The 20,656-nt window shown below is 61.0% G+C and carries 19 protein-coding genes; 9 read left to right on the top strand and 10 right to left on the bottom strand.

The features are described 5' to 3' along the window. The first annotated feature begins 2 nt into the window (after positions 1-2). Together AC1DRJ_RS05120 and AC1DRJ_RS05115 are read left to right on the top strand one after the other, a co-directional pair. Positions 3-383, top strand: coding sequence for a RidA family protein (locus AC1DRJ_RS05120; protein ID WP_003229509.1), 381 nt, complete (start codon positions 3-5; stop codon positions 381-383). Positions 384-442: 59 nt separating this feature from the next. Then, positions 443-1,183 (top strand): hypothetical protein, encoded by a 741-nt coding sequence (locus tag AC1DRJ_RS05115; RefSeq protein WP_477801140.1) that lies wholly within the window; start codon positions 443-445, stop codon positions 1,181-1,183. Between the two features lie 140 nt (positions 1,184-1,323). Here the strand turns inward: AC1DRJ_RS05115 and AC1DRJ_RS05110 are convergent, their stop codons facing one another. After that, positions 1,324-2,181, bottom strand: coding sequence for an SDR family oxidoreductase (locus AC1DRJ_RS05110; protein WP_477801139.1), 858 nt, complete (start codon positions 2,179-2,181; stop codon positions 1,324-1,326). A 190-nt stretch (positions 2,182-2,371) separates the two neighbouring features. Here AC1DRJ_RS05110 and exbB point away from each other — a divergent pair, with 190 nt between their 5' ends. From exbB to AC1DRJ_RS05080, 6 genes are all read left to right on the top strand, one after another. Continuing rightward, on the top strand, positions 2,372-3,340 hold the full coding sequence (gene exbB, locus AC1DRJ_RS05105) for a tonB-system energizer ExbB (protein ID WP_477801138.1): 969 nt from the start codon (positions 2,372-2,374) through the stop codon (positions 3,338-3,340). 6 nt (positions 3,341-3,346) lie between these two features. Next, positions 3,347-3,775, top strand: coding sequence for a TonB system transport protein ExbD (exbD, locus tag AC1DRJ_RS05100; RefSeq protein WP_477801137.1), 429 nt, complete (start codon positions 3,347-3,349; stop codon positions 3,773-3,775). Then, positions 3,772-4,521, top strand: a complete 750-nt coding sequence (locus tag AC1DRJ_RS05095) for an energy transducer TonB family protein (protein WP_477801136.1) — start codon at positions 3,772-3,774, stop codon at positions 4,519-4,521. Before exbD ends, AC1DRJ_RS05095 begins: the two co-directional genes overlap by 4 nt. A gap of 265 nt (positions 4,522-4,786) precedes the next feature. Further along, positions 4,787-5,716: a LysR substrate-binding domain-containing protein gene (locus AC1DRJ_RS05090; RefSeq protein WP_477791503.1), complete on the top strand. Its 930-nt coding sequence runs from the start codon at positions 4,787-4,789 to the stop codon at positions 5,714-5,716. Between the two features lie 9 nt (positions 5,717-5,725). After that, the gene (gene recG / locus AC1DRJ_RS05085; protein ID WP_477801135.1) at positions 5,726-7,801 is read left to right on the top strand and encodes an ATP-dependent DNA helicase RecG; all 2,076 of its coding nucleotides are present in this window, start codon (positions 5,726-5,728) and stop codon (positions 7,799-7,801) included. 78 nt (positions 7,802-7,879) lie between these two features. Then, entirely contained in the window at positions 7,880-9,280 is a 1,401-nt protein-coding gene (locus tag AC1DRJ_RS05080) for an HDOD domain-containing protein (protein ID WP_477801134.1), read from the top strand. Positions 9,281-9,566: 286 nt separating this feature from the next. On the opposite strand, the gene AC1DRJ_RS05075 is transcribed toward AC1DRJ_RS05080, so the two are convergent. Beyond that, complete coding sequence (locus AC1DRJ_RS05075) at positions 9,567-9,950, bottom strand: SCP2 sterol-binding domain-containing protein (RefSeq protein WP_477801133.1); 384 nt, start codon at positions 9,948-9,950, stop codon at positions 9,567-9,569. Between the two features lie 411 nt (positions 9,951-10,361). On the opposite strand from AC1DRJ_RS05075, the gene AC1DRJ_RS05070 reads away from it, so the two are divergent. After that, positions 10,362-10,742 (top strand): DUF6124 family protein, encoded by a 381-nt coding sequence (locus AC1DRJ_RS05070; protein ID WP_477801132.1) that lies wholly within the window; start codon positions 10,362-10,364, stop codon positions 10,740-10,742. Positions 10,743-11,087: 345 nt separating this feature from the next. On the opposite strand, the gene AC1DRJ_RS05065 is transcribed toward AC1DRJ_RS05070, so the two are convergent. The 8 genes from AC1DRJ_RS05065 to AC1DRJ_RS05030 are packed head-to-tail and all read right to left on the bottom strand — an operon-like array spanning position 11,088 to position 20,436. Then, positions 11,088-12,104, bottom strand: coding sequence for a serine/threonine-protein kinase (locus AC1DRJ_RS05065; RefSeq protein ID WP_477801131.1), 1,017 nt, complete (start codon positions 12,102-12,104; stop codon positions 11,088-11,090). Further along, positions 12,101-12,829: a PP2C family protein-serine/threonine phosphatase gene (locus AC1DRJ_RS05060; RefSeq protein ID WP_477801130.1), complete on the bottom strand. Its 729-nt coding sequence runs from the start codon at positions 12,827-12,829 to the stop codon at positions 12,101-12,103. Before AC1DRJ_RS05060 ends, AC1DRJ_RS05065 begins: the two co-directional genes overlap by 4 nt. Further along, positions 12,829-16,353 (bottom strand): type VI secretion system membrane subunit TssM, encoded by a 3,525-nt coding sequence (gene tssM, locus AC1DRJ_RS05055; RefSeq protein ID WP_477801129.1) that lies wholly within the window; start codon positions 16,351-16,353, stop codon positions 12,829-12,831. The genes AC1DRJ_RS05060 and tssM overlap by 1 nt, the downstream gene beginning before the upstream one ends. A 13-nt stretch (positions 16,354-16,366) precedes the next feature. Continuing rightward, positions 16,367-17,242 (bottom strand): type IVB secretion system protein IcmH/DotU, encoded by an 876-nt coding sequence (gene icmH / locus AC1DRJ_RS05050; RefSeq protein ID WP_477801128.1) that lies wholly within the window; start codon positions 17,240-17,242, stop codon positions 16,367-16,369. A 5-nt stretch (positions 17,243-17,247) separates the two neighbouring features. Next, on the bottom strand, positions 17,248-18,579 hold the full coding sequence (gene tssK, locus AC1DRJ_RS05045) for a type VI secretion system baseplate subunit TssK (protein ID WP_477801127.1): 1,332 nt from the start codon (positions 18,577-18,579) through the stop codon (positions 17,248-17,250). Between the two features lie 2 nt (positions 18,580-18,581). Next, positions 18,582-19,082, bottom strand: coding sequence for a type VI secretion system lipoprotein TssJ (tssJ, locus tag AC1DRJ_RS05040; RefSeq protein ID WP_477801126.1), 501 nt, complete (start codon positions 19,080-19,082; stop codon positions 18,582-18,584). Between the two features lie 5 nt (positions 19,083-19,087). Beyond that, positions 19,088-20,278: a type VI secretion system-associated FHA domain protein TagH gene (tagH, locus tag AC1DRJ_RS05035; protein ID WP_477801125.1), complete on the bottom strand. Its 1,191-nt coding sequence runs from the start codon at positions 20,276-20,278 to the stop codon at positions 19,088-19,090. A 17-nt stretch (positions 20,279-20,295) separates the two neighbouring features. After that, positions 20,296-20,436 carry a type VI secretion protein gene (locus tag AC1DRJ_RS05030; protein WP_477801124.1) on the bottom strand — a complete coding sequence of 47 codons (141 nt, stop codon included), beginning with the start codon at positions 20,434-20,436 and terminating at the stop codon, positions 20,296-20,298. Positions 20,437-20,656: the final 220 nt, after the last annotated feature.

Genomic DNA, 20,656 nt, shown 5'->3' with positions numbered 1-20,656 from the left:
TCATGACCAAGACTGTTATCACCAGCGACAAGGCCCCGGCCGCCATCGGTACTTATTCCCAGGCGATCAAGGCTGGCAATACCGTTTACATGTCGGGTCAAATCCCTCTGGACCCAAAAACCATGGAGCTGGTTGAAGGCTTCGAAGCCCAGACCGTCCAGGTGTTCGAGAACCTTAAAGCCGTGGCCGAAGCTGCTGGTGGCTCGTTCAAAGACATCGTCAAACTGAACATTTTCCTCACCGACCTGAGCCACTTCGCCAAGGTCAACGAGATCATGGGCAAGTACTTTGACCAGCCTTACCCTGCACGCGCCGCCATCGGCGTAGCGGCCCTGCCAAAGGGTTCGCAGGTTGAGATGGATGCCATTCTGGTCATCGAGTAATACGTCCGGCGCAGCCCTCTAAAAGCGCTGCGCCGATCTTGCCTTGAAAGGATTCCACCATGCGCCACGCGCTAGCCCTCTCGCTGGTCGCCCTACTCTTGGGCGGTTGTGCCAGCAACCCTGCCGACCGTGACATCAGCGGCACCTGGATCAATCAGGTGGCGATCGATGCTGCAGCCAAAGGCGGCCCCCTGCGCGAAGCGCTCCAGGCCAATGGCCCGAACCTGGAATGGGACATCAACACCAAGGCCGGTCAGGCTCGTTACACCAACGGTTTTGAAAACGTCGACGGCAAGCTGCTGGGCGAAAAGTCCGGCGCATGGAAAATCGATTTTTACGGCAGCTCCGGCAGTGAACTGAAACGTGACGGCAAGCAACTGAGCCAGTCCGAGACCGAAAACGAGTCGGAGCAAGTTTTCGACCGCGCGCAGGCCCAGGTACCGGAAGGCGCACCGATTGGCGCGAGCTTCGAACGTGCGTTGTACACGGCTTACATGGGCGGTAGCTGGAAAGTTCTCAATGGCAATGGCGAAGGCGGTACGGTCCAGTTTCAGGCGGACGGCCAAGTGATCGGCCTGCCCGGCGCTGACCGCTATGCCCTGTGCCTGGCGGGCGACYGCGCCTCCATGAGCGGCGGCAACGACAGCCTGTGGTTACAACTGAACGGCCAAGGCAGCCCATGGATTTTTGCCCGCAAAGGCAAAGAGCTGGAAATTTTCCAGGCGGTCAACACAGCCCAGCAGGATGAGCAGCCGACCTACATGCCGGGTGATCGCAAGTGGTTGCTGGAAAAGCAGTAACCCGGCTCTAGTGCCAACGCAAAACCAATGTGGGAGCGGGCTTGCTCGCGAAGGGGCCGTAACATTCAACATCATCGTTGACTGCTACACCGCTTTCGCGAGCAAGCCCGCTCCCACATTTGGATTATAGAGGCTGGAAGTTAGTCGCGACCTTCGAGGATCGCGGCATAGCCTTCACGATAGCTCGGGTACTTCGGCGTCCAGCCCAAGGCCTTTGCTCGGGCATTGCTGCAACGCTTGCTGCCTGTACGCCGCACGGTCGCATCGTCGGCCCACTCCGTCACACCCAGATACTCACGTAACCAGTCCACCACTTCCGCCAACGGTGCGGGCGCGTCGTCGACACCTATATAAACATCATCCAGCGCCACCCCTCGGCGATCTGCCTCAAGCATATACGCCATCAATCCCGCCGCATCGTCAGCGTGAATACGATTGCCGTACAGCGGTGGATCAACGGCCACCCGATAACCCCGCCGTACCTGCGTCAGCAACCACTCGCGGCCAGGACCATAAATGCCGGTCAAGCGCACAATGCTCGCCGCAATACCGCTGTTGAGTGCGACCTGCTCAGCCTCCAGCATCAATCGACCTGAATAGCCTGCGGGAACAGTCGGCGAGGACTCGTCGACCCATTCGCCATCCTGCTGGCCATATACGCTGCTGCTGGAAACAAACAGCAGACGATTCGGCACCTGACCGTAGTCGTTCAGCCACTCCAACACATGCTGCAAGCCCTGCACATAAGCCGCGCGATATCCGGCTTCATCGTGGTCGGTAGCCGCCGCGCAATACACCAGGTAATCCACCGCACCGACCGGCCAGGTCGCCGGGCAGTCTTCATTGAACAAGTCGCCGGCCACGCCAATGACGCCCTCGGGCAGGCGGGAGACGTCACGTCTCAGGCCATGAACCTCCCAGCCCAAAGCCACCAATTGCGTGGCCAGACGACCGCCGACATCACCGCAACCGGCGATCAAAACTGAGGGTATGGACATCAGAAAACTCCCATCGGAAAGACACAGACTAGCGCCGGCAATGGACGAGCGGCTAGCAATGCAAGAAAAAAAGAGACTCTATTACTTTTGTTAACAAGAATTACTTGCAATAATGCACGCCACTTTTGTTCTCGGCCCTCACGAGGCCTGGAAGAACATTAACCGTCTTTTTCTCTCAGGTCCGGCCAGCATGACACGCAATCAATTCTTCGCTTCGCCAACCAAACGCCCTCGCGCCTGGCATGCAGTGGCTGCTCTGTTGCTCAGCCTGATGCTGGCACCGACCGCCGCTTTCGCTGACGCACAAGCACCCGCCACTCCAGCTGCCGCCGTGGCTCCAGCGCCAGCCGATGCTGCCGCCCCTGTTGCCGCTCCGGCCGCGACCGATCCGGTTCAGGCGGTAGCTGCCGAAGACGCTCCTGAAGTGCTCGAAGCCGACAACACCTTGGGCATGGCCCATGACCTGTCGCCATGGGGCATGTACCAGAACGCCGACATTATCGTAAAAATCGTGATGATTGGTCTGGCCATCGCCTCGATCATCACCTGGACCATCTGGATCGCCAAGGGTCTTGAGCTGATGGGCGCCAAGCGTCGCCTGCGCAGCGAAATCATCCACCTGAAAAAAGCCACCACCCTTAAAGAAGCCAGCGCTTCGGCGACCAAGGAAGGCACCCTTGCCAACCTTCTGGTCCACGACGCCCTGGAAGAAATGCGCTTGTCGGTCAACAGCCGCGAGAAAGAAGGCATCAAGGAACGTGTTGCCTTCCGCCTTGAGCGCCTGGTGGCGGCCTGCGGTCGCAATATGAGCAGCGGCACCGGTGTCCTCGCCACTATCGGTTCCACCGCGCCGTTCGTGGGTTTGTTCGGTACCGTTTGGGGCATTATGAACAGCTTCATCGGCATCGCCAAAACACAGACCACCAACCTCGCTGTCGTGGCACCCGGCATCGCCGAAGCCCTGCTGGCGACCGCGCTGGGTCTGGTTGCAGCGATCCCGGCCGTGGTCATCTACAACGTCTTCGCCCGCTCCATCGCGGGTTACAAGGCACAAGTCTCCGACGCCTCGGCTGAAGTCCTGCTGCTGGTCAGCCGTGACCTCGATCACCTGCCGACCGCTGAGCGCTCCACGCAACCGCACATGGTCAAAGTAGGGTAATCAGCCATGGGCTTGCATTTAAAAGAAGGCGCAGACGACGATCTGGCCGAGAACCACGAAATCAACGTCACGCCGTTTATCGACGTGATGCTGGTGCTGTTGATCATCTTCATGGTGGCAGCCCCGCTGGCCACCGTGGACATCAAGGTCGACCTGCCCGCCTCCAGCGCCAAACCGGCGCCACGTCCGGAGAAACCGGTGTTCCTCAGCGTCAAGGCTGACCAGCGCCTGTTCCTCGGCGAAGACGAAGTGAAGGCCGAAGCACTCGGCGCCACTCTGGACGCCAAGACCCAGGGCAAGAAAGACACGACGATCTTCTTCCAGGCCGATAAAGGCGTGGATTACGGCGACCTGATGAGCGTGATGGACAACCTGCGCTCCGCCGGTTACCTGAAGGTGGGTCTGGTCGGGCTCGAGTCGGCAGTCAAGAAATGATCACGACGCGCCATAAGCTGACGCGTTACAGCGGGAGCCTGGCCGTGGTGCTGGGCGTTCACGCACTGGCCATCGCGCTGGCGTTGAACTGGTCCTCGCGCCCGCCGATCGAGTTGCCGCCGCAGGCCATGATGGTCGAGCTGGCACCGGTCCCGGCACCGCCACCGCCTGCACCGCCAAAGGTGATCACGCCGCCGCAGCCTCCGGCCCCGGTGGAAGAGCTGCCGATCCCGAAACTGGCTGAAGTGCCGAAGGCCGAAATTGCCGTGCCCAAGCCGGTCAAACCCAAGCCCAAGCCGCAGCCGCCCAAGCCTGTGGAGAAAAAGCCGGAGCCGCCGAAGGAGAAGCCGTCCGAGGAAAAACCGAGCGAGGCGCCACCGACCAATGCGCCGACGGAGAAATCCGCACAACCGGCACCGGGCCCATCAGCCGCGCAGCAAGCCGCCAAGGCCAGCTGGCAAGGCACCCTGCTCGCTCACCTGGCCAAGTACAAAAAGTACCCGGCCAGTGCGCAGGCGCGGAGCAAGGAAGGCATCAACCGCCTGCGCTTCGTCGTTGATGGTGAAGGCAATGTGGTGTCGTTCGAACTGGTGACCCCCTCTGGCAATGCCGATCTGGACCGGGCCACCCTGGAAATGATCCGCCGCGCCCAGCCACTGCCCAAGCCACCGGCCGATATGCTGACCAATGGCGCCATCGAAATCATTGCACCGTTTGTTTACTCGCTGGAAAAACGCCGGCGTTAAGTCACCGACAAACCCATGTGGGAGCGAGCCTGCTCGCGAAGAGGCCATCACGTTCACCATCTTCGTTGACTGTTACACCGCCTTCGCGAGCAGGCTCGTTCCCACAGGGTCATACAGCAGCCATAAAGGCACCGAAAGGTGCCTTTCGCGCATCTGCCAGCGGTAAACACGCATTACCCGGTGTCACTCAACACACTCACTCTGATAACGTGCGTCTATCGATTGCAGCCGTTATGCTTGGCGCGCAACTACATGGACGCTTGCTATGACTCTCACAGAATTACGCTACATCGTTACCCTCGCCCAAGAGCAGCATTTCGGCCACGCGGCCGAGCGTTGCCACGTCAGTCAACCGACCCTGTCGGTGGGCGTGAAAAAGCTTGAAGACGAACTCGGTGTGCTGATTTTCGAGCGCAGCAAGAGCGCCGTGCGCCTGACCCCGGTCGGCGAAGGCATTGTGGCCCAGGCGCAAAAGGTCCTGGAGCAAGCCCAAGGCATCCGCGAATTGGCCCAGGCCGGCAAGAACCAACTGACCGCCCCGCTGAAAGTCGGCGCGATCTACACCGTCGGTCCGTACCTGTTTCCGCACCTGATTCCGCAATTGCACCGGGTCGCCCCGCAGATGCCTTTGTATATCGAAGAAAACTTCACCCACGTGCTGCGCGACAAACTGCGCAATGGCGAACTCGACGCCATCATCATCGCCCTGCCGTTCAACGAAGCCGACGTTTTGACCTTGCAGCTCTACGACGAGCCGTTCTACGTCCTGATGCCGGCCCAGCACCCCTGGACCCAGAAAGAATCCATCGACGCCAGCCTGCTCAACGACAAGAGCCTGCTCCTGCTCGGCGAAGGCCACTGCTTCCGCGATCAGGTGCTGGAAGCCTGCCCGACCCTGGCCAAAGGCAACGACGGCGCCAAGCACACCACGGTGGAATCCAGCTCCCTGGAAACCATCCGCCACATGGTCGCCTCCGGCCTCGGCATCTCGATCTTGCCGCTGTCGGCCGTCGACAGCCATCACTACGCCCCGGGCATCATCGAAGTGCGCCCACTGACACCGCCGGTGCCGTTCCGCACCGTGGCCATCGCCTGGCGCGCGAGCTTCCCGCGGCCGAAAGCAATTGAAATCCTCGCTGACTCCATTCGCCTGTGCTCGGTGGCCAAGCCATCCGCGCCGGTGGCTGCGGCTTAAGTTGCTGTCATGACCGAGTTGTCGCAAGTGTCGGTGACGGCACTCAAGGGTGTCGGCGAGGCCATGGCCGAGAAGCTGGCCAAGGTCGGCCTGGAGAACCTTCAGGACGTGCTGTTCCACCTGCCGCTGCGCTATCAGGACCGCACCCGCGTGGTCCCGATTGGCCATTTGCGACCGGGGCAAGACGCCGTGATCGAAGGCACCGTCAGCGGCGCCGACGTGGTCATGGGCCGTCGCCGCAGCCTCGTTGTGCGTTTGCAGGACGGCACCGGCGGGCTCAGCTTGCGCTTCTACCATTTCAGCAACGCGCAGAAAGAAGGCCTCAAGCGCGGTACGCGGATTCGCTGCTACGGCGAAGCGCGGCCCGGTGCCTCGGGGCTGGAAATCTATCACCCGGAATACCGAGCCATTACCGGCGACGAGCCGCCGCCGGTGGATGAAACCCTGACCCCGGTGTATCCGCTCACCGAAGGCCTGACCCAACAGCGTTTGCGCCAACTGTGCATGCAAACCCTATCGATGCTCGGCCCGACCAGCCTGCCCGACTGGCTGCCGACCGAACTGGCGCGTGACTATCAACTCGCGCCGCTGGCCGACGCCATCCGCTACCTGCATCACCCTCCGGCCGATGCCGACGTCGACGAACTCGCCCTCGGTCATCACTGGGCGCAGCACCGTTTGGCCTTTGAAGAACTGCTGACCCATCAACTGTCCCAGCAGCGCCTGCGCGAGAGCATGCGTTCCCTGCGCGCACCAGCGATGCCCAAAGCCACCCAACTGCCGGCCAAGTATCTGGCCAATCTGGGCTTTGCACCGACCGGTGCTCAACAACGAGTCGGCAACGAAATCGCCTACGACCTGAGCCAGCACGAGCCGATGCTGCGCCTGATTCAAGGTGACGTCGGCGCGGGCAAAACCGTGGTCGCCGCCCTTGCCGCACTTCAGGCACTGGAAGCCGGTTACCAGGTCGCGTTGATGGCGCCCACCGAGATCCTCGCCGAGCAGCACTTCATCACCTTCAAGCGCTGGCTCGAACCGCTGGGCATCGAAGTTGCGTGGCTGGCCGGCAAGCTCAAAGGCAAGAACCGCGTGGCCGCACTGGAACAAATCGCCAGCGGCACGCCGATGGTGGTCGGCACTCACGCGCTGTTCCAGGACGAAGTGCAGTTCAAGAACCTCGCGTTGGTGATCATCGACGAACAACACCGTTTCGGCGTGCAGCAGCGCTTGGCGTTGCGCCAGAAAGGCGTCGGTGGACGCATGTGTCCACATCAATTGATCATGACCGCCACGCCGATTCCGCGCACGTTGGCCATGAGCGCCTACGCCGACCTCGACACCTCGATCCTCGACGAACTGCCTCCCGGTCGAACGCCGGTCAACACCGTGTTGATCACCGATACTCGGCGTGTGGAAGTCATCGAACGGGTGCGCGGTGCCTGCGCCGAAGGGCGCCAGGCTTATTGGGTGTGCACGCTGATTGAAGAGTCGGAAGAGCTGACCTGTCAGGCCGCCGAAACCACCTATGAAGACCTCACCGCCGCCCTCGGCGAGCTGAAGGTCGGGCTGATTCACGGGCGCATGAAGCCGGTGGAAAAAGCCGCCGTGATGGCCGAGTTCAAGGCCGGCAACCTGCAACTGCTAGTCGCCACCACCGTGATCGAAGTCGGTGTCGACGTGCCCAACGCCAGCCTGATGATCATCGAAAACCCCGAGCGCCTCGGTCTCGCGCAATTGCACCAGTTGCGCGGCCGTGTCGGTCGAGGCAGCGCCGCCAGCCATTGCGTGCTGCTCTACCATCCGCCGCTGTCGCAAATTGGCCGTCAGCGTCTCGGTATCATGCGTGAAACCAACGACGGTTTTGTCATCGCCGAAAAAGACCTCGAACTGCGCGGTCCCGGCGAAATGCTCGGCACGCGCCAGACCGGCCTGCTGCAATTCAAGGTCGCCGACCTGATGCGCGACGCCGATCTATTGCCCGCCGTGCGCGACGCCGCCCAAGCGTTGCTGGAGCGCTGGCCGGAGCATGTCAGCCCGTTGCTCGACCGCTGGCTGCGCCATGGGCAGCAATACGGACAAGTGTGAGCACCGTCGCACGTTGTGGACCATACCGTTAAACAAGCTGGTTATACTCGCGCAACTGTTTCAATACGGATACAGACGATGACTGAAGCTGCCCTTGCCCCGGAAACCCTGCACGCTCCGTCTGCTATTCGGCTGCTGCTGGCCAAGTTGGGCATTGCCTACGAAGTAGTGCTGGACCGCCTCGGCCTGAACGCCTCGCGCAAAGTGCAGGCCGTTCTGGTGGAAGACGCGGTCGGCGCCTTGATGGTGCTGTTCCCGCAAAGCCAATTGCTCGACCTCAATCGCCTCGCCGAACTGACCGGCCGCCGCCTCACCGCCGTGCCCACTGAACGCCTGGTAAAAATGCTCGGCAAACACAGTCTGAGCCTGCTGCCCGGCCTGCCGGCGTTGATCACTTCGCCGTGCCTCTACGAAGAAAGCCTGCTGCGCGAGCCGAAGTTGCTGATCAACTCGGGCGAGCCGGGCCTGCTGCTGGAAATCACCAGCGAAGCCTTCAAAACCATGCTGACCAAGGCCAGCGCCGCAAACTTCGGCGAGAACCTGACCAGCATCCGCCCGAACCTCGACCGCCCCAACGATGACCGCAAGGAAATCACCCAGGCCGTCCAGGCGTTCACCGCGCGGCGCATCCAGCAACGTCTGGAAGAAACCATTGAGATTCCGCCGCTGGTCGAGACCGCGCAGAAAATCATCAAACTGCGCGTCGACCCCGACGCCTCCATCGACGACATCACCAGCGTCGTCGAAACCGACCCGGCGCTGGCCGCCCAAGTCGTGAGCTGGGCCGCGTCGCCGTACTACGCCTCGCCGGGCAAGATTCGTTCAGTAGAAGACGCCATCGTGCGGGTGCTGGGTTTTGACCTGGTGATCAACCTCGCGCTGGGCCTAGCCTTGGGCAAAACCCTGAGTCTGCCCAAAGACCACCCGCAACACGTCACGCCGTACTGGCAGCAATCGATCTACACCGCCGCCGTTATCGAGGGCCTGACCCGCGCCATGCCCCGAGCCCAGCGCCCGGAAGCCGGCCTGACCTACCTCGCCGGCCTGCTGCACAACTTCGGCTACTTGCTGCTGGCCCACGTCTTCCCGCCGCACTTCTCGCTGATCTGCCGCCACCTGGAAGTCAACCAGCACCTGTGCCACAGCTATGTGGAGCAACACCTGCTCGGCATCAGCCGTGAGCAGATCGGCACGTGGCTGATGCGCCACTGGGACATGCCGGAAGAACTCGCCGCCGCCCTGCGCTTCCAGCACGACCCGCATTACGACGGCGACTACGCCGAATACCCGAACCTCGTGTGCCTGTCCGTGCGCCTGCTACGCGCCCGCGGCATCGGCTCCGGCCCGGATGAAGACATTCCGGATGTACTGCTCGAACGCCTCGGCCTGAGCCGCGAAAAAGCTAACGATGTAGTCACTAAAGTGCTTGAGGCTGAAGTCCTGCTGCGCGAATTGGCTTCACAGTTCGGCCAGGCCTAAAAACATCGTCGGAACGCCGCCCGGACCAAGCTCACTCCCACAGGATCACCAAAACCCTGTAGGAGCGAGGTTGAACCGCGATGAATCCCCGCCGATCCACCTGAATCACCACAACCCCCTGTGGCAAGAGAGCTTCTGTGGTGAGGGGGCTTGCCCCCGTTGGGCTGCGAAGCGGCCCCAAATCCTGAAATCGGATTGTGTTGGATAAAGCGTGTGAGCTGGATTTGCGACTGCTGCGCAGTCGAACGGGGGCAAGCCCCCTCGCCACAAGGTCAGTCGCTCGACTTCAAGCCTTAGCCTTCGTCTTCCGCGGCTTCAAATACTTGGTCAACCCCTGGAACCACATCACCAACGCCGGGTTGCCCTTGATCTGAATCGACTTGTCCTGAATCCCCGTCATAAACGCCAACTGCTTGTTCTTCGCCTGCATCGTGGCAAAGCCATACGCCGCATCTTTAAACGCAATCGCAAAGGCCGGCTCGGCATACACGCCCGACTTGCTGGTAATGCGCTGGTCCTTCACAAAGAAATGCCGCGCCACCTTTCCGTCCTGGGTCTCTAGCTGAAACACCAATGCCTTGTCACCCAACTGCTGCTGAAACGCAGGATTGGTCCGACTGGCCTTACCCATCAACAAACCCAGCATCCACAGAAGAAAACGAAATTTCATGCGCACAGCCTCAAGAGAAAAATAAACGGCCGGCGCAGTGTAGCGGCTTCAAGCGAGAACGCCACTGTTGTGCAGCGATAGAAGAAGATGCCGTGGTTTTTGACGGTGATGACTACCAAGTCATTGACGACGCATTTGCGTCCGATCGTTCCAACGCTCCGCGTTGGAATGCATTCCGTGACGTTCCGCGTCACACCATCCGCCACAAACGCTCCTGACGAAACTCGCCTCACACCCTTCCGTCCTGCAACCCACCAACCTATCGGACATTTCCTTCAACACGGAGGGCTGTTCATGAACCAGGCGGTTCTTGGCTTCACCGTTAACCTTTATTCGTCACCGCAAAACGGTGAGACGGATGTGCAAGTCCGTAACCGGGAGAGTATTTATTAACTCCGAGGATTTACACCTATGACCAATCCAAAAGCTAACCCGCCGGAACACGAAGACACATCCCCCTACGAATCCCTCGATTCGAAGAAACTCCACGAAGCCGCCGAACGCGCCCTCAATCACCATTTCGCCCCACCGCCCGAGAAGCCCAAACCTCGCAAAGGCAACCTCTTCACCGTCTCCCCCGACATCGACACCGAAGCCCTCCTGGCCAACGCCTCGGAAGACCTGCTGTCCATCAGCACCATCGCCACCAACCTGGCTGGCGACATTGACAGCACCCAGCGATCTGTAGCGTTGACGCTTAGCAGAATGGCAGGTGGGGTTCGGTTGTTGGTGGAGCGAGCGCTGGATCATATTGATTCGCCGAATCCGGCGGTGCATCGGAAGAAGGTGTAACGGAACCGTCGATAGAAAAAGGGGGACTTTGCGTCTAATGCCGATCAGTTAAGCAATTTCTGCTGTAACGCAATTGTTGTAGCAGCTGGCGAAGCCTGCGTTCGGCTGCGCAGCAGTCGTGAAATCAGACGATGCGGTGTTTCAAGAAGACCGCAAACTCAGGTTTTACGACTGCTKCGCAGCCGAACGCAGGCTTCGCCAGCTGCTACGGATCGAGTTATGGCTTAACTGATCGGCATTAGACTTTGCGCCCCCTTTCTTGCCAGCCCAAATTGTCGAGATGCTCTAGTGATGTATTGACTCGGACTGGCCATCGTAGCGTTAACGAGAACGGGTAGTCATCCGTTACGGCAGAAGTCGCAGGCGTTGCAGCAAAGAGGAAGTGGCGCCCATGGAGTCACGCAGTTGTGCAGCGGTGATCGTTCGATCATCCGCATCGAAAGCCAGTGCCGTATGCAGGGCTGGCCAGCAGTGTTTCGGCAGGTTTCGCGGCCGGTGCAGCTCGCGTTCGAGCTGGCCGTCGCGGGCCTCGGTCGAGGGCAAGCGGCGGAACGGGTGTTTGCCGCTGGCCAGTTCGTAGAGCACGCAGGCCACGCCGTAGACGTCGGCACTGGCGGTCAGCGGTTGGCCTTCGAGCAGTTCCGGGGCGGCGTAGCCGGGGGTCCAGGCGTTGAAGCGGCCGCGGCTCAGGTGCGGCAGACCGGAGAGGATGCCTTCCACGGCTTGGCCGAGGCCGAAGTCGAACAGGCGCACGCCTTCTTCGCTGAGCATCACGTTGCTCGGTTTCATGTCGCCATGCAGCACGCCGCGCGCGTGGGCGTAGGTCAGCGCGTCGAGCAGCGGCAGCGCGACGTCGCGCAGCTCTTTCCAAGGCAGGCCCAGGGGCCGCTCGCAGAGTAATTTGTCCAGGGTCAGCCCACGCATGAGTTCCATGGTGATGAAGGCGCGCTGGCAGTCGGTGTCCACTTCAAAGCTGTGCAAGCGCCGCACGTTGTCGTGGCGCAAGCGCCGGGTCAGGGCGAACTCGCTGTAGAGCAAGGCACTGGCGTCCGGCGATTCGGCAAATTCTTCGCTGAGAATTTTCAGCGCGATGTAAGGGTCGGGATCGCCGAACTGTTCGCTCAGCAAATCCCGTGCGCGGTAAACCGCGCCCATGCCGCCGGCACCGAGCAGGCGCTCGATGCGGTAACGGCCTGCGAGTACGTCCGGCATTTCGCCGAGGCTGGGCTTGGTCGGCGCCAGCGCGGGCTCAGCTTTATTCGGCTTGCCGTTTAGAGACGGGGCGAACGCAAAGTAAGTCAGGTTACTGGCCTGCTCTTCGCTCACCAGCAGGTCGTCGAGCGGTTGCATTAGTTGGGTCATTGGCGGATCACCACGGCCGTCAGGTTGTCCCGTGCCGAGCCACGCAGAGCGCCGTCGAACAGACGCTCCAGCGCAACGTGCGGCGCGGTCAGGCTCAGGGCGTCGCCCAAGGCATCGCTGCTCAAACCGTTGTACAAACCATCGCTGCACAACAGAAACGCATCGCCGGGATAAACCTCGAGTTCGAGCACATCCAGGATCAGTTGCTCGGCCGCCCCGACCGCCCGGGTCAGGGCATGGGCGGCAGGATGAGCCTTGGCGTCTTCGACGCTCATGTTTTGCTCGTCGATGAGTTGCTGTTGCAGCGAGTGGTCTTTGGACAGTTGATACAAACGCTGGCCGCGCCACAGGTAGCAACGGCTGTCGCCGGCCCAGATGCAGGCCGCGCGATTGCCGTCCACCAGCAGCGCCACCACGGTGCTGCCCATGATGCTGTCGTGGCGCCCGGCGGTGACGGTCAACTCCTGACCCAAGCGGCGGTTCAACCAGTGCAAGCACTGGCGAATGCCTTTGAGTCGTTCGTCGAAGTCATCCTGCACCGGCAGTTCCGCCAGGCTGGCGACGATCAACTGGCTGGCGATGTCGCCCCCCTGATGACCGCCCATGCCGTCCGCGACCACCCACAGCCCCTGCTGTGGACAGTCGAGGAAAGCATCTTCGTTGCGCGCCCGAACCTTGCCGGCGTCGGTACGCGCAGCGCTGCGCCAGAGACTGGCCTCCAGCATCAGAGCTGCACCGGCATACGGAAGGTGCGCAGCACGCCCATGTCGAACGGGTTCGGCGTGCGCTGGCTGCTGAGCAGGTAATTGGCGCGCAGGCCGCCTACGTCAGCCTTGAGCACCAGTACGTCGCGACCGCTCAGGTACTCGGTCTGCATCAGGTCGAGCAGACGGAACAGCGACCACGGGCCCGTGTTCTTCTCGATGCCGATCGGGCGCCCGACCATTCTGTCCAGGACCAGGCTGGTGCGACCGTCTTCAGCATCGGTCGGCCATTTGAACGACACCGGCACGATCGGACCGTGACGGTACTCGATGGTCTTGTCGCCAAACTTGAACTCCGAACGGCTCACGGCCGGATCGAGGGTGTACGGCTCCAGGTTGAATTGCACTTGCGGCTCGGCCGGGTTGATCGAGAAGAAGCTCTGGCGAATCACTTGGGCCGCGGCCATCTGGTCGAGGTAGACCTTGGAAATCGGCAGGCTATGACCGTCGATGCTGCGCAGACGGTAGTTGCCCGGATCGCCACTCACGAATGGACGCATGTAGGTGTCGAAGAAGCGATCGTTGATGCCCTGGGCCTTGAAGAACTCGCGGAAGTCGCTGATCGCTACGTCGCTGGTGCTGTGGGCGCTGAACGGATAACGCTTGTTGATCGCCTTGCCATAGAAGCTGTATAACTCGCTCTGATAACGCTGGTTCAGGTACTGGTAGGAATCGTTGAGCACCAGACGCCAGGTGTCTTCGGCCAGCACGTTGAACCACACGCTGACCGGACGCGGCAGACGATTCGAGGCATTGCGCAGGGCGCTCAGCGCATCACGCTGACCGCTCATGCGGGTCTTGGCCATTTCAAATGCGGCCTGCTCCGGGGAACTGGCACGGGCCAGGCTCGCCAGTTGCATTTGCAGGTCATTGAGCGCCGTCAGGGCAGGGGTCAAATCAGCGGCCGGGCCGTTGTTGTCATCCAGCAAACGGTGCAGCGGTTCGAAGCGACGTTGCAGGGATTTCTTGGCGGTGTCCGGCAAATTCTTGGTCATGTCGGCGGCTTTATCAGCCGCAGCTGCCGCGAGTTTGCCAAGCCTGCCGCCCTTCTCTGCCAGTTTCCCGACCGCATCGGCGGCGTCGTCAGCACTGTCGGCTACGAACTGGAACCGGGTGTTCTCGCGCACTTCCACCAGCAGTTGCAGCACTGGCGAGTTAGCCGACGTCAGTCCCGCCAGTTGCTCGGCGCCCTCGCCCGCGTCGTTGATCGGCGGCAACGCTACCTGGCCGACCGCTTCACTCCAGAAGTTGGCGTAGTCGCGGAAGTACAGTTGCTCCAGTTCGACCATCAGGCGACGCAAGTCCATGCCGCTGATCCCCGAACCTTCGCCCAGCACCCAGTTATCGCGCAGGATGTCGGTGACCAGCGCACTGCCCTGGACCGAGAAATACTGCTGATAACCCTGCTGGGTGTAGAAGCCCGGTATCACGTAATCGGTGCCGACAAACAGCGAACCTTGTGGGCCCAAATGCTGGCTGAGACGGTATTCCGGCAGGTTGCGGGCCTGCTCGCGCAGCATCCGGTAAACCACGTTGGCCAGCGATTCACTGCGCAGTACCTGACGTGCCTGCGCCACCAGTTGATCGTTCAGCGGGTAGATAAATGGCTGCTGGAGCAAACGCTCGAAGTGCGTGTTCAGACCGTTCTGCACGGCGGTGTTGCCCGCGTAACGCTGGGACCATTCGGTAGCGGCCCAGTCCTTGAGCCACGGGCCGTCGCGGCGGTCTTTCATGTTCAGCATCAGGTACGCGCGCAAGCTGTTCAGCAGGCGTTCACGATCCTGCATGTTGGCACGGATCTGCCCTTCCAGCAGCGTCGCGACCTTCGGCAGCAGTTGCGCTTCAAGCTCACGCTCGTAGGCGTTCTTGACCACTGGATTGATGTCTTCGCCCTGGTACAGACCGCCGCGCTCGTGGTAACTCACTTCGCCCTTTTTCGGGAAAATCTGAGTCGCCGCGTAGGCAGTGTCGAGCGGCTTGAGCACCGCCATGGAATCGTCACGTGCAGTCAGGGCCGAACCCTGTTGCGTCCATTTGCTGGCCAGATTGCGCAGGCTTTCCAGCCGCTCATAGTTGGCGGAGAAACCGCTCGCCCACAGCATGCCGAACAGCGCCAATGCCGCCAGCGCGCCCACGTACAGCGCACGTTGACCCCAATGGATGCGGCGGCGTTCGCGTTTGTCCAGACCAGCCAGATCGGCCTCGGGGAAAATCACACGGCTAAGCAGGTGATGAATGAACCGCGAACGGCCGCTGCGCAGGGTCGGCAGCACGCCGGCGTTAATGCCCAGATTGGCGCCGATGCCGGCGGTGGTCTGGTCCATTTCCTGGGTCAGGTGCGGCGCACTGGTCAGGTAGAAACCGCGCAACTGGCTGACACGCTGGTAGCGGTTGCCGGTGAACGCCATGTCGACGAACAGGCACAGGCGCTCGCCGATCTGCCCCAATTGATGCGGGAAGTCGAGAATGCGACCACGGCGCTGGGTATCGCGCTCCTGATGCATGCGCATGATCACCTGGCTGTTCAGGCGACGCAGCAGCTCTTCAAACTCGGTACGCAGCACGGTGACGTCGGTGCCGCTCTGCTCTTTGCGGAAACTGGTGCCGAGCACCTGATCGCTTTCTTCGCGGGTCAGTTGATCGAAGAACTCGTCGAAACCAAGCAGTTTGTCGGCCTTGCTCAGTACCAGATAAATCGGCACATCGACGTGGAGTGTTGAATGAACTTCCTGCAAGCGCGCACGGACCTGGTCGGCCAAGGGCTCGAGGTCTTTCTCGTCGGGGCACAGCAAGGTTTCCACTGCAATGGTCACCAACACACCGTTCAATGGGCGGTTGCGGCGACGCTTGCGCAGCAGGTCGAGCAAAGTGCTCCAGGCGCTGCCATCGACGTCGGCATCGGCCTGGGTCAGGTAACGCCCAGCGGTATCGATCAGCACACCGTGGTCGGCGAAGTACCAGTCGCAATGACGAGTGCCTTGGGTATCGCGAGTCAGTTTGCGCTCGATCTTGTTGATCGGAAATTCAAGGCCCGAGAAGTCCAGCAGGCTGGTCTTGCCGCTGCCCTGTGGGCCGATCAGCAAGTACCACGGCAAATCACTGCGCCAGCGCTCACTGCGCCCGCGATACAGGCTAGAGGTCTTGAGAGTTTTCAAGGCGTCCTTGAAACGCACTTTTAACTCTTTCTCTGCTTCGTCGATCAGCTCTTCGCGGCGGATGCGATCCTGGCCGTTCTCGGTGTCTTCGACGGCTTTTTTACGCACACCGGCGCGCCAGCTGACAAAGACCATGGTCAGGCCCCAGATCAAGAACAGCACACTGATGGTCAACAGACGGGAAGTCGAACCTTCCCAGAACTTGTAGTCATCCACCGCCAGCAGCGGCCCGACGAACCACACCAGCAGCGCGACAAACAGCACCACCAGCAAAGTCCAGACCCAAGTCTTGCGCAAGAATGCGCCGACTTTCTTGAAAAACTTTTTCATGACACGTCCCTGTTTACGGCTGTGACTGCGGCTGGACCGCGGCCCGATCTAGCGGCTGGAAAGGTTGCAGTACGGTGTCGCGCTGCTCGCCGAGTACCCAGGCGAAGGCGCAATACATCACCACCAGGCAGACGAAGGTGAACAGCACCACCATCCACGCCGGCACGATGCGCACCAGGCTGCGGCGCTGATCGTTCAGGCCTTCCCAGTGCGGCGACAGTTCGCGCGGCACGTCGCCACGCAGTTGACGAATCTGCCGGTACAAGGCGTCGCGGATGCCTTCGAGTTCGAGCATGCCGCGGGCTTGTACGCGGTACTTGCCCTCGAAACCGAGGGACAGGCACAGGTACATCAGCTCCAACATCGGCAAGTGCTTGACCGGGCTTTTCGACAGACGATCCAGTAGCTGGAAGAACTTCTCGCCACCGGAGGTTTCGTTGTGGACGCTACTGAGCAGGCTCATCTGCGACCACTCGCTTTCGTTGCCCCACGGCGTGGTCACGACGGCTTCATCGACCACAGTGCACAACACATAACGGGCGGCCATCACCTGACTATTTTCAGCGCCGTTGTGCAGTGCGCGCGCTTCAAACAATTTGAGCCCGGAGGCCAGTCGTTCGTTGAGCGCGACCATGTCTTCACGGATGGCGCTGTGCTTTAGTCGCACCACTTCCGACAACAGCTCGGAGGCCGCCGCCACCAGCGAATTCAGGCTGATGTTGAACGCTTCGGCCGGGCGCAAACGCGCGGCGTAGATCATCCGTTCTTCGAGCTGTTCAAAACGCGGCGGTGCAGCGAAATCGGTCAGCGGACTTTGCGCTGGGCCGTGGCCCTGGCGGTCGAGCAAGACGGTCTTATCGTCCTGATGGTGTTCCATGTCCTTGATCATTTCAGTCAGTTCCTGATGGCCCAGAATTTCAGTTCAAGCTCGGAGAATTCGCCGGATACATGGAACGCGAAGCCGCCGGAGTGCTCCAGTTCTGCAAGGTCTGCGGAACTGAGTTCGAGGATGAAATAGGTTTTGTTGGAGTGAAACGCGATCTGCCGTGGGGCCACCGGCAACGGCTTGACCTTGATGCCCGGCAGATGCAGGTTGACCAGTTGGCGGATGCGCTCCACCGGGCCGACCTTTAGGTGCGCCGGCAAGCGCTGGCGCAGTTCTTCTGAGTCGCAGTTGGCACTGGCCGCCAGCACGAACGACGCCGAGCCCAGCAGTTTGTGGTCATGCAACGGCGAGACGATGATCCCGTACTGACGCTCTTGCAGGATCAGTTCGATGGCGTGCTGTTCCAGCACCATCGACAGCACCTGACGGATTGCTTCCATCAGTTTGCGGAAACTCGCACCCTGATCGCTGTGTTGATAACGGCTGTCCAGGCGCGGACGTTTGCTGTCGCTGGAAAACGTCGCCAGATCGCCGAGCATGGTCAGCAGCGTGCGGTACAGCTCTTCCGGGTGAACCTGTTCCAGGCCGAGGTAATGACGCAGCAGCAGTTCGGTGCGGTTGATCAGTTGCAGCATCATGAAGTCGCCGACTTCCGCGCCGCCGACCTTGCCGTTGGAACGGATGCGGTCGGCGATGGTGTCGCCTCGGTGACCGAGCATGCTGATCACTTCTTTGAGGCACGAAAGAAGGTAGCTGGAGGCATGCGCCTGAATGTAGGTCGGCACGAAATCCGGATCAAGGCTGATCACGCCGTCGGGCGTGGTGTCGAGCACATCGCAAATCTTCAGCTTCACGTACGCCTGATCGGTCTGCTGCTCGCCGAGCAACAGCTTGAAGTCCGGGCGACCGCAGCGCACCTGGCTGGCGGAGTCGTCGCCGGCGTTGGAGTCGGCGACTTCGGCTTCGTAAGCGGTGTAGCGCGCCAGCACGTCGGATTGCTCAGGGCGACGCGACTCGATGTGGTTACCGGTCACCAGCGGCAACGCCAGGTAGATAGGCGTGTTGCCCGTATTCGGCGGCACGTCCAGCGCCAGCGGTTCGGTGTTGCCGCCCAGTTCGAACAAGCTGCCGTCCGGCAGAATCCCCGAGGCCTGGCTGACCACCAGTTTGCCCATGTTAAGGAACTGCAAGTCGATGTCGAGGTTGAGGAAGCCCCAGGTGTAACTGCCCAGCAATTGGGTGCGGGTCTTCATCTGGTGATCGTAGTAACGATCGTTGTGCTGGAAGTGCTGCGGACGCAGCAGCATGCCTTCCTGCCAAATGACTTTATGGGTATTCATGATCAGTCATCTGCCTTGGCGAGCATTTCGTGGCTGCTGCGGATACCGGCATGATCAAGCGTCAGGTCAGCGTCGGTGACTTCCACCGGGGTGATTTGCACGGTGTAGCGCCACTTGGTTTCCGGCAGGTCGCGGTAGGCGGCGAGTACGCCAACGTAGCGACTGCCCTCCTCCACGCTGAGTTTCATCTCAATGGTTTCGCCTGGGCGCAGCTCGATTTCTTCGCTGGCTACCAGGTCTGGGGCCAGGGATTCCCTGGCGCGCTCATACAGGCTGAAGAAGTCGGCGTTTTCGAACGTCACCGGGTGCTTGAGCTCGAACAGGCGTACAACAATCGGCGACGGACGCCCGTTGAGGTCCGGGTTCAGCTGATCGCTGGCGGTCAGTTTCAGGTTGAGCTTGGTGACTTTCGAATACGGCGACATCGACGAGCAGCCGGCCAATAGCACCAGTGCCGTGAGCGCCGTCAGCGTCTTGAAAAAAGCGGTCGAACAGCGAGACATGCGCATCATCCTTGGTGGTCGGTGTGTAGGGTGGAGATCAGGCGGATCTGTTCTTCGTAGGCCTGAGCGAAGTCGCGGGCCAGCAGGCGCTCGCTCCAGTCATCGTCCTGACGCAGGGCCTGGTGATAACGACCGTAGGCTCTCCAGCGACTGCCGGAAGTGGCGAGCAACGGCTTGTTGTCGCGCTCGAAACGCAGCGTCAGATGCTGTGGCGAGAAATGCTCCAGCGTGCCGCGAACGGCGGCGCGGCTGGCGGTCAACAGCGCCACTTGATGCGCCTGCAAATCGCGGAATGCACGGGAGATCGCCTGCTCGGCCGGCAGTTGGCCCGGCTTGTTCGGCTGCAACAAAATGCCCAGCGCTTCACTGGCATCGACGGCAAATTTCAGCGGATTTTTATGGGAGCCCTGCACGGTGGTCTGGGCCAGACGCAGTTCGTTTTTCAGTTCGCTGCGGGTGCGCAGGCTTTGCTGCAAACCACCGACGCTTTGCTTGAGCAAGCGTGCCGTGCTCAGCGCCAAGGCTTCGCGGGCATCGTGGTCGAGGCCTTTGAGATCCACGCCCAGCGCGGCACCGAAATGCTCCCAGAAGCCTTCGCTCTGACGCTCGACCGCTTTCGGCGCTGTGGCCGGTGCGGGTTCGGCCGGGGCGTTGACCAGCTCCGGGACCATCAGGCTTTCCATGTCGATGCGCGCGTAGTCGGCGCACTGACGGGTGTCTTCGATCGTGGTACTCGGGGAGATCAATTCCTCGATTTCCGAATACACGCGCTCTTGCTGATCGAGGGCATTGAGCGGGTCGAGGTCTAGGAAGGCGTCATCCGGAATGATGCTGCCTGCCGCCTGCGGACGGCCGACGTCGAAGGTCGCCGGATCGCGCACCAGCCGTGCGCGGATCTCGAAATCACCCAGCAAATAGACGCTGCCATGTTCGATGCGCATGGCTTCGCCCTTGCGCAGGCGCGCGCCGCTTTCGCTGTCCTTGATACCGTTGCTGCTGGTATCGGTCAGGAAAAACGTGCCTTCGCGGTAGCTGATCAACGCGTGGTGGTTGGACAGGTGACGCTTGCGGTCCGGAATGATCCAGTCGCAATCCTCGCCCCGACCGATGACGCCACCGGACTGTTTGAAGGTCTTCTGGCACAAGTCCGTGGGCACGAATTGCTTGGTGTTGAGCATTTCGAAAACCAGTTCCATGGTGATACTCCTTGCGGTCACTTGCCGCGATTGACCGCCTGCGGATCACCCAACGGGCGATAGGTGTTGTCGTTGTATTTGTAATTGCCGGTACAGCCGCCAAGGCCGCATAGAACGACGAGGGTCAGCAGGACGGCTTGCCAGTCACGAACAGGCATCAGAGGGTCTCCAGGGGTAGACGAAGCACAAAACGCCGGCCCGGTTGGATGGCGCTAGCGGTAGCAAAAGAAAGAGGTTTTTCAGCTATGGCCAACGGCTGCGAGCCGAACACCTGTGGCGAGGGGGCTTGCCCCCGTTGGGCTGCGAAGCGGCCCCCCATCCGTTTATTCAGGCAAATCGTATTTACCGGACTACGACTGCTGCGCAGCCGAACGGGGG

The sequence above is a fragment of the Pseudomonas sp. P5_B2 genome, from assembly GCF_056400445.1.
The sequence above is the reverse complement of the archived record's forward strand: the minus strand, read 5'-3'. Positions and strand labels throughout refer to the sequence as shown.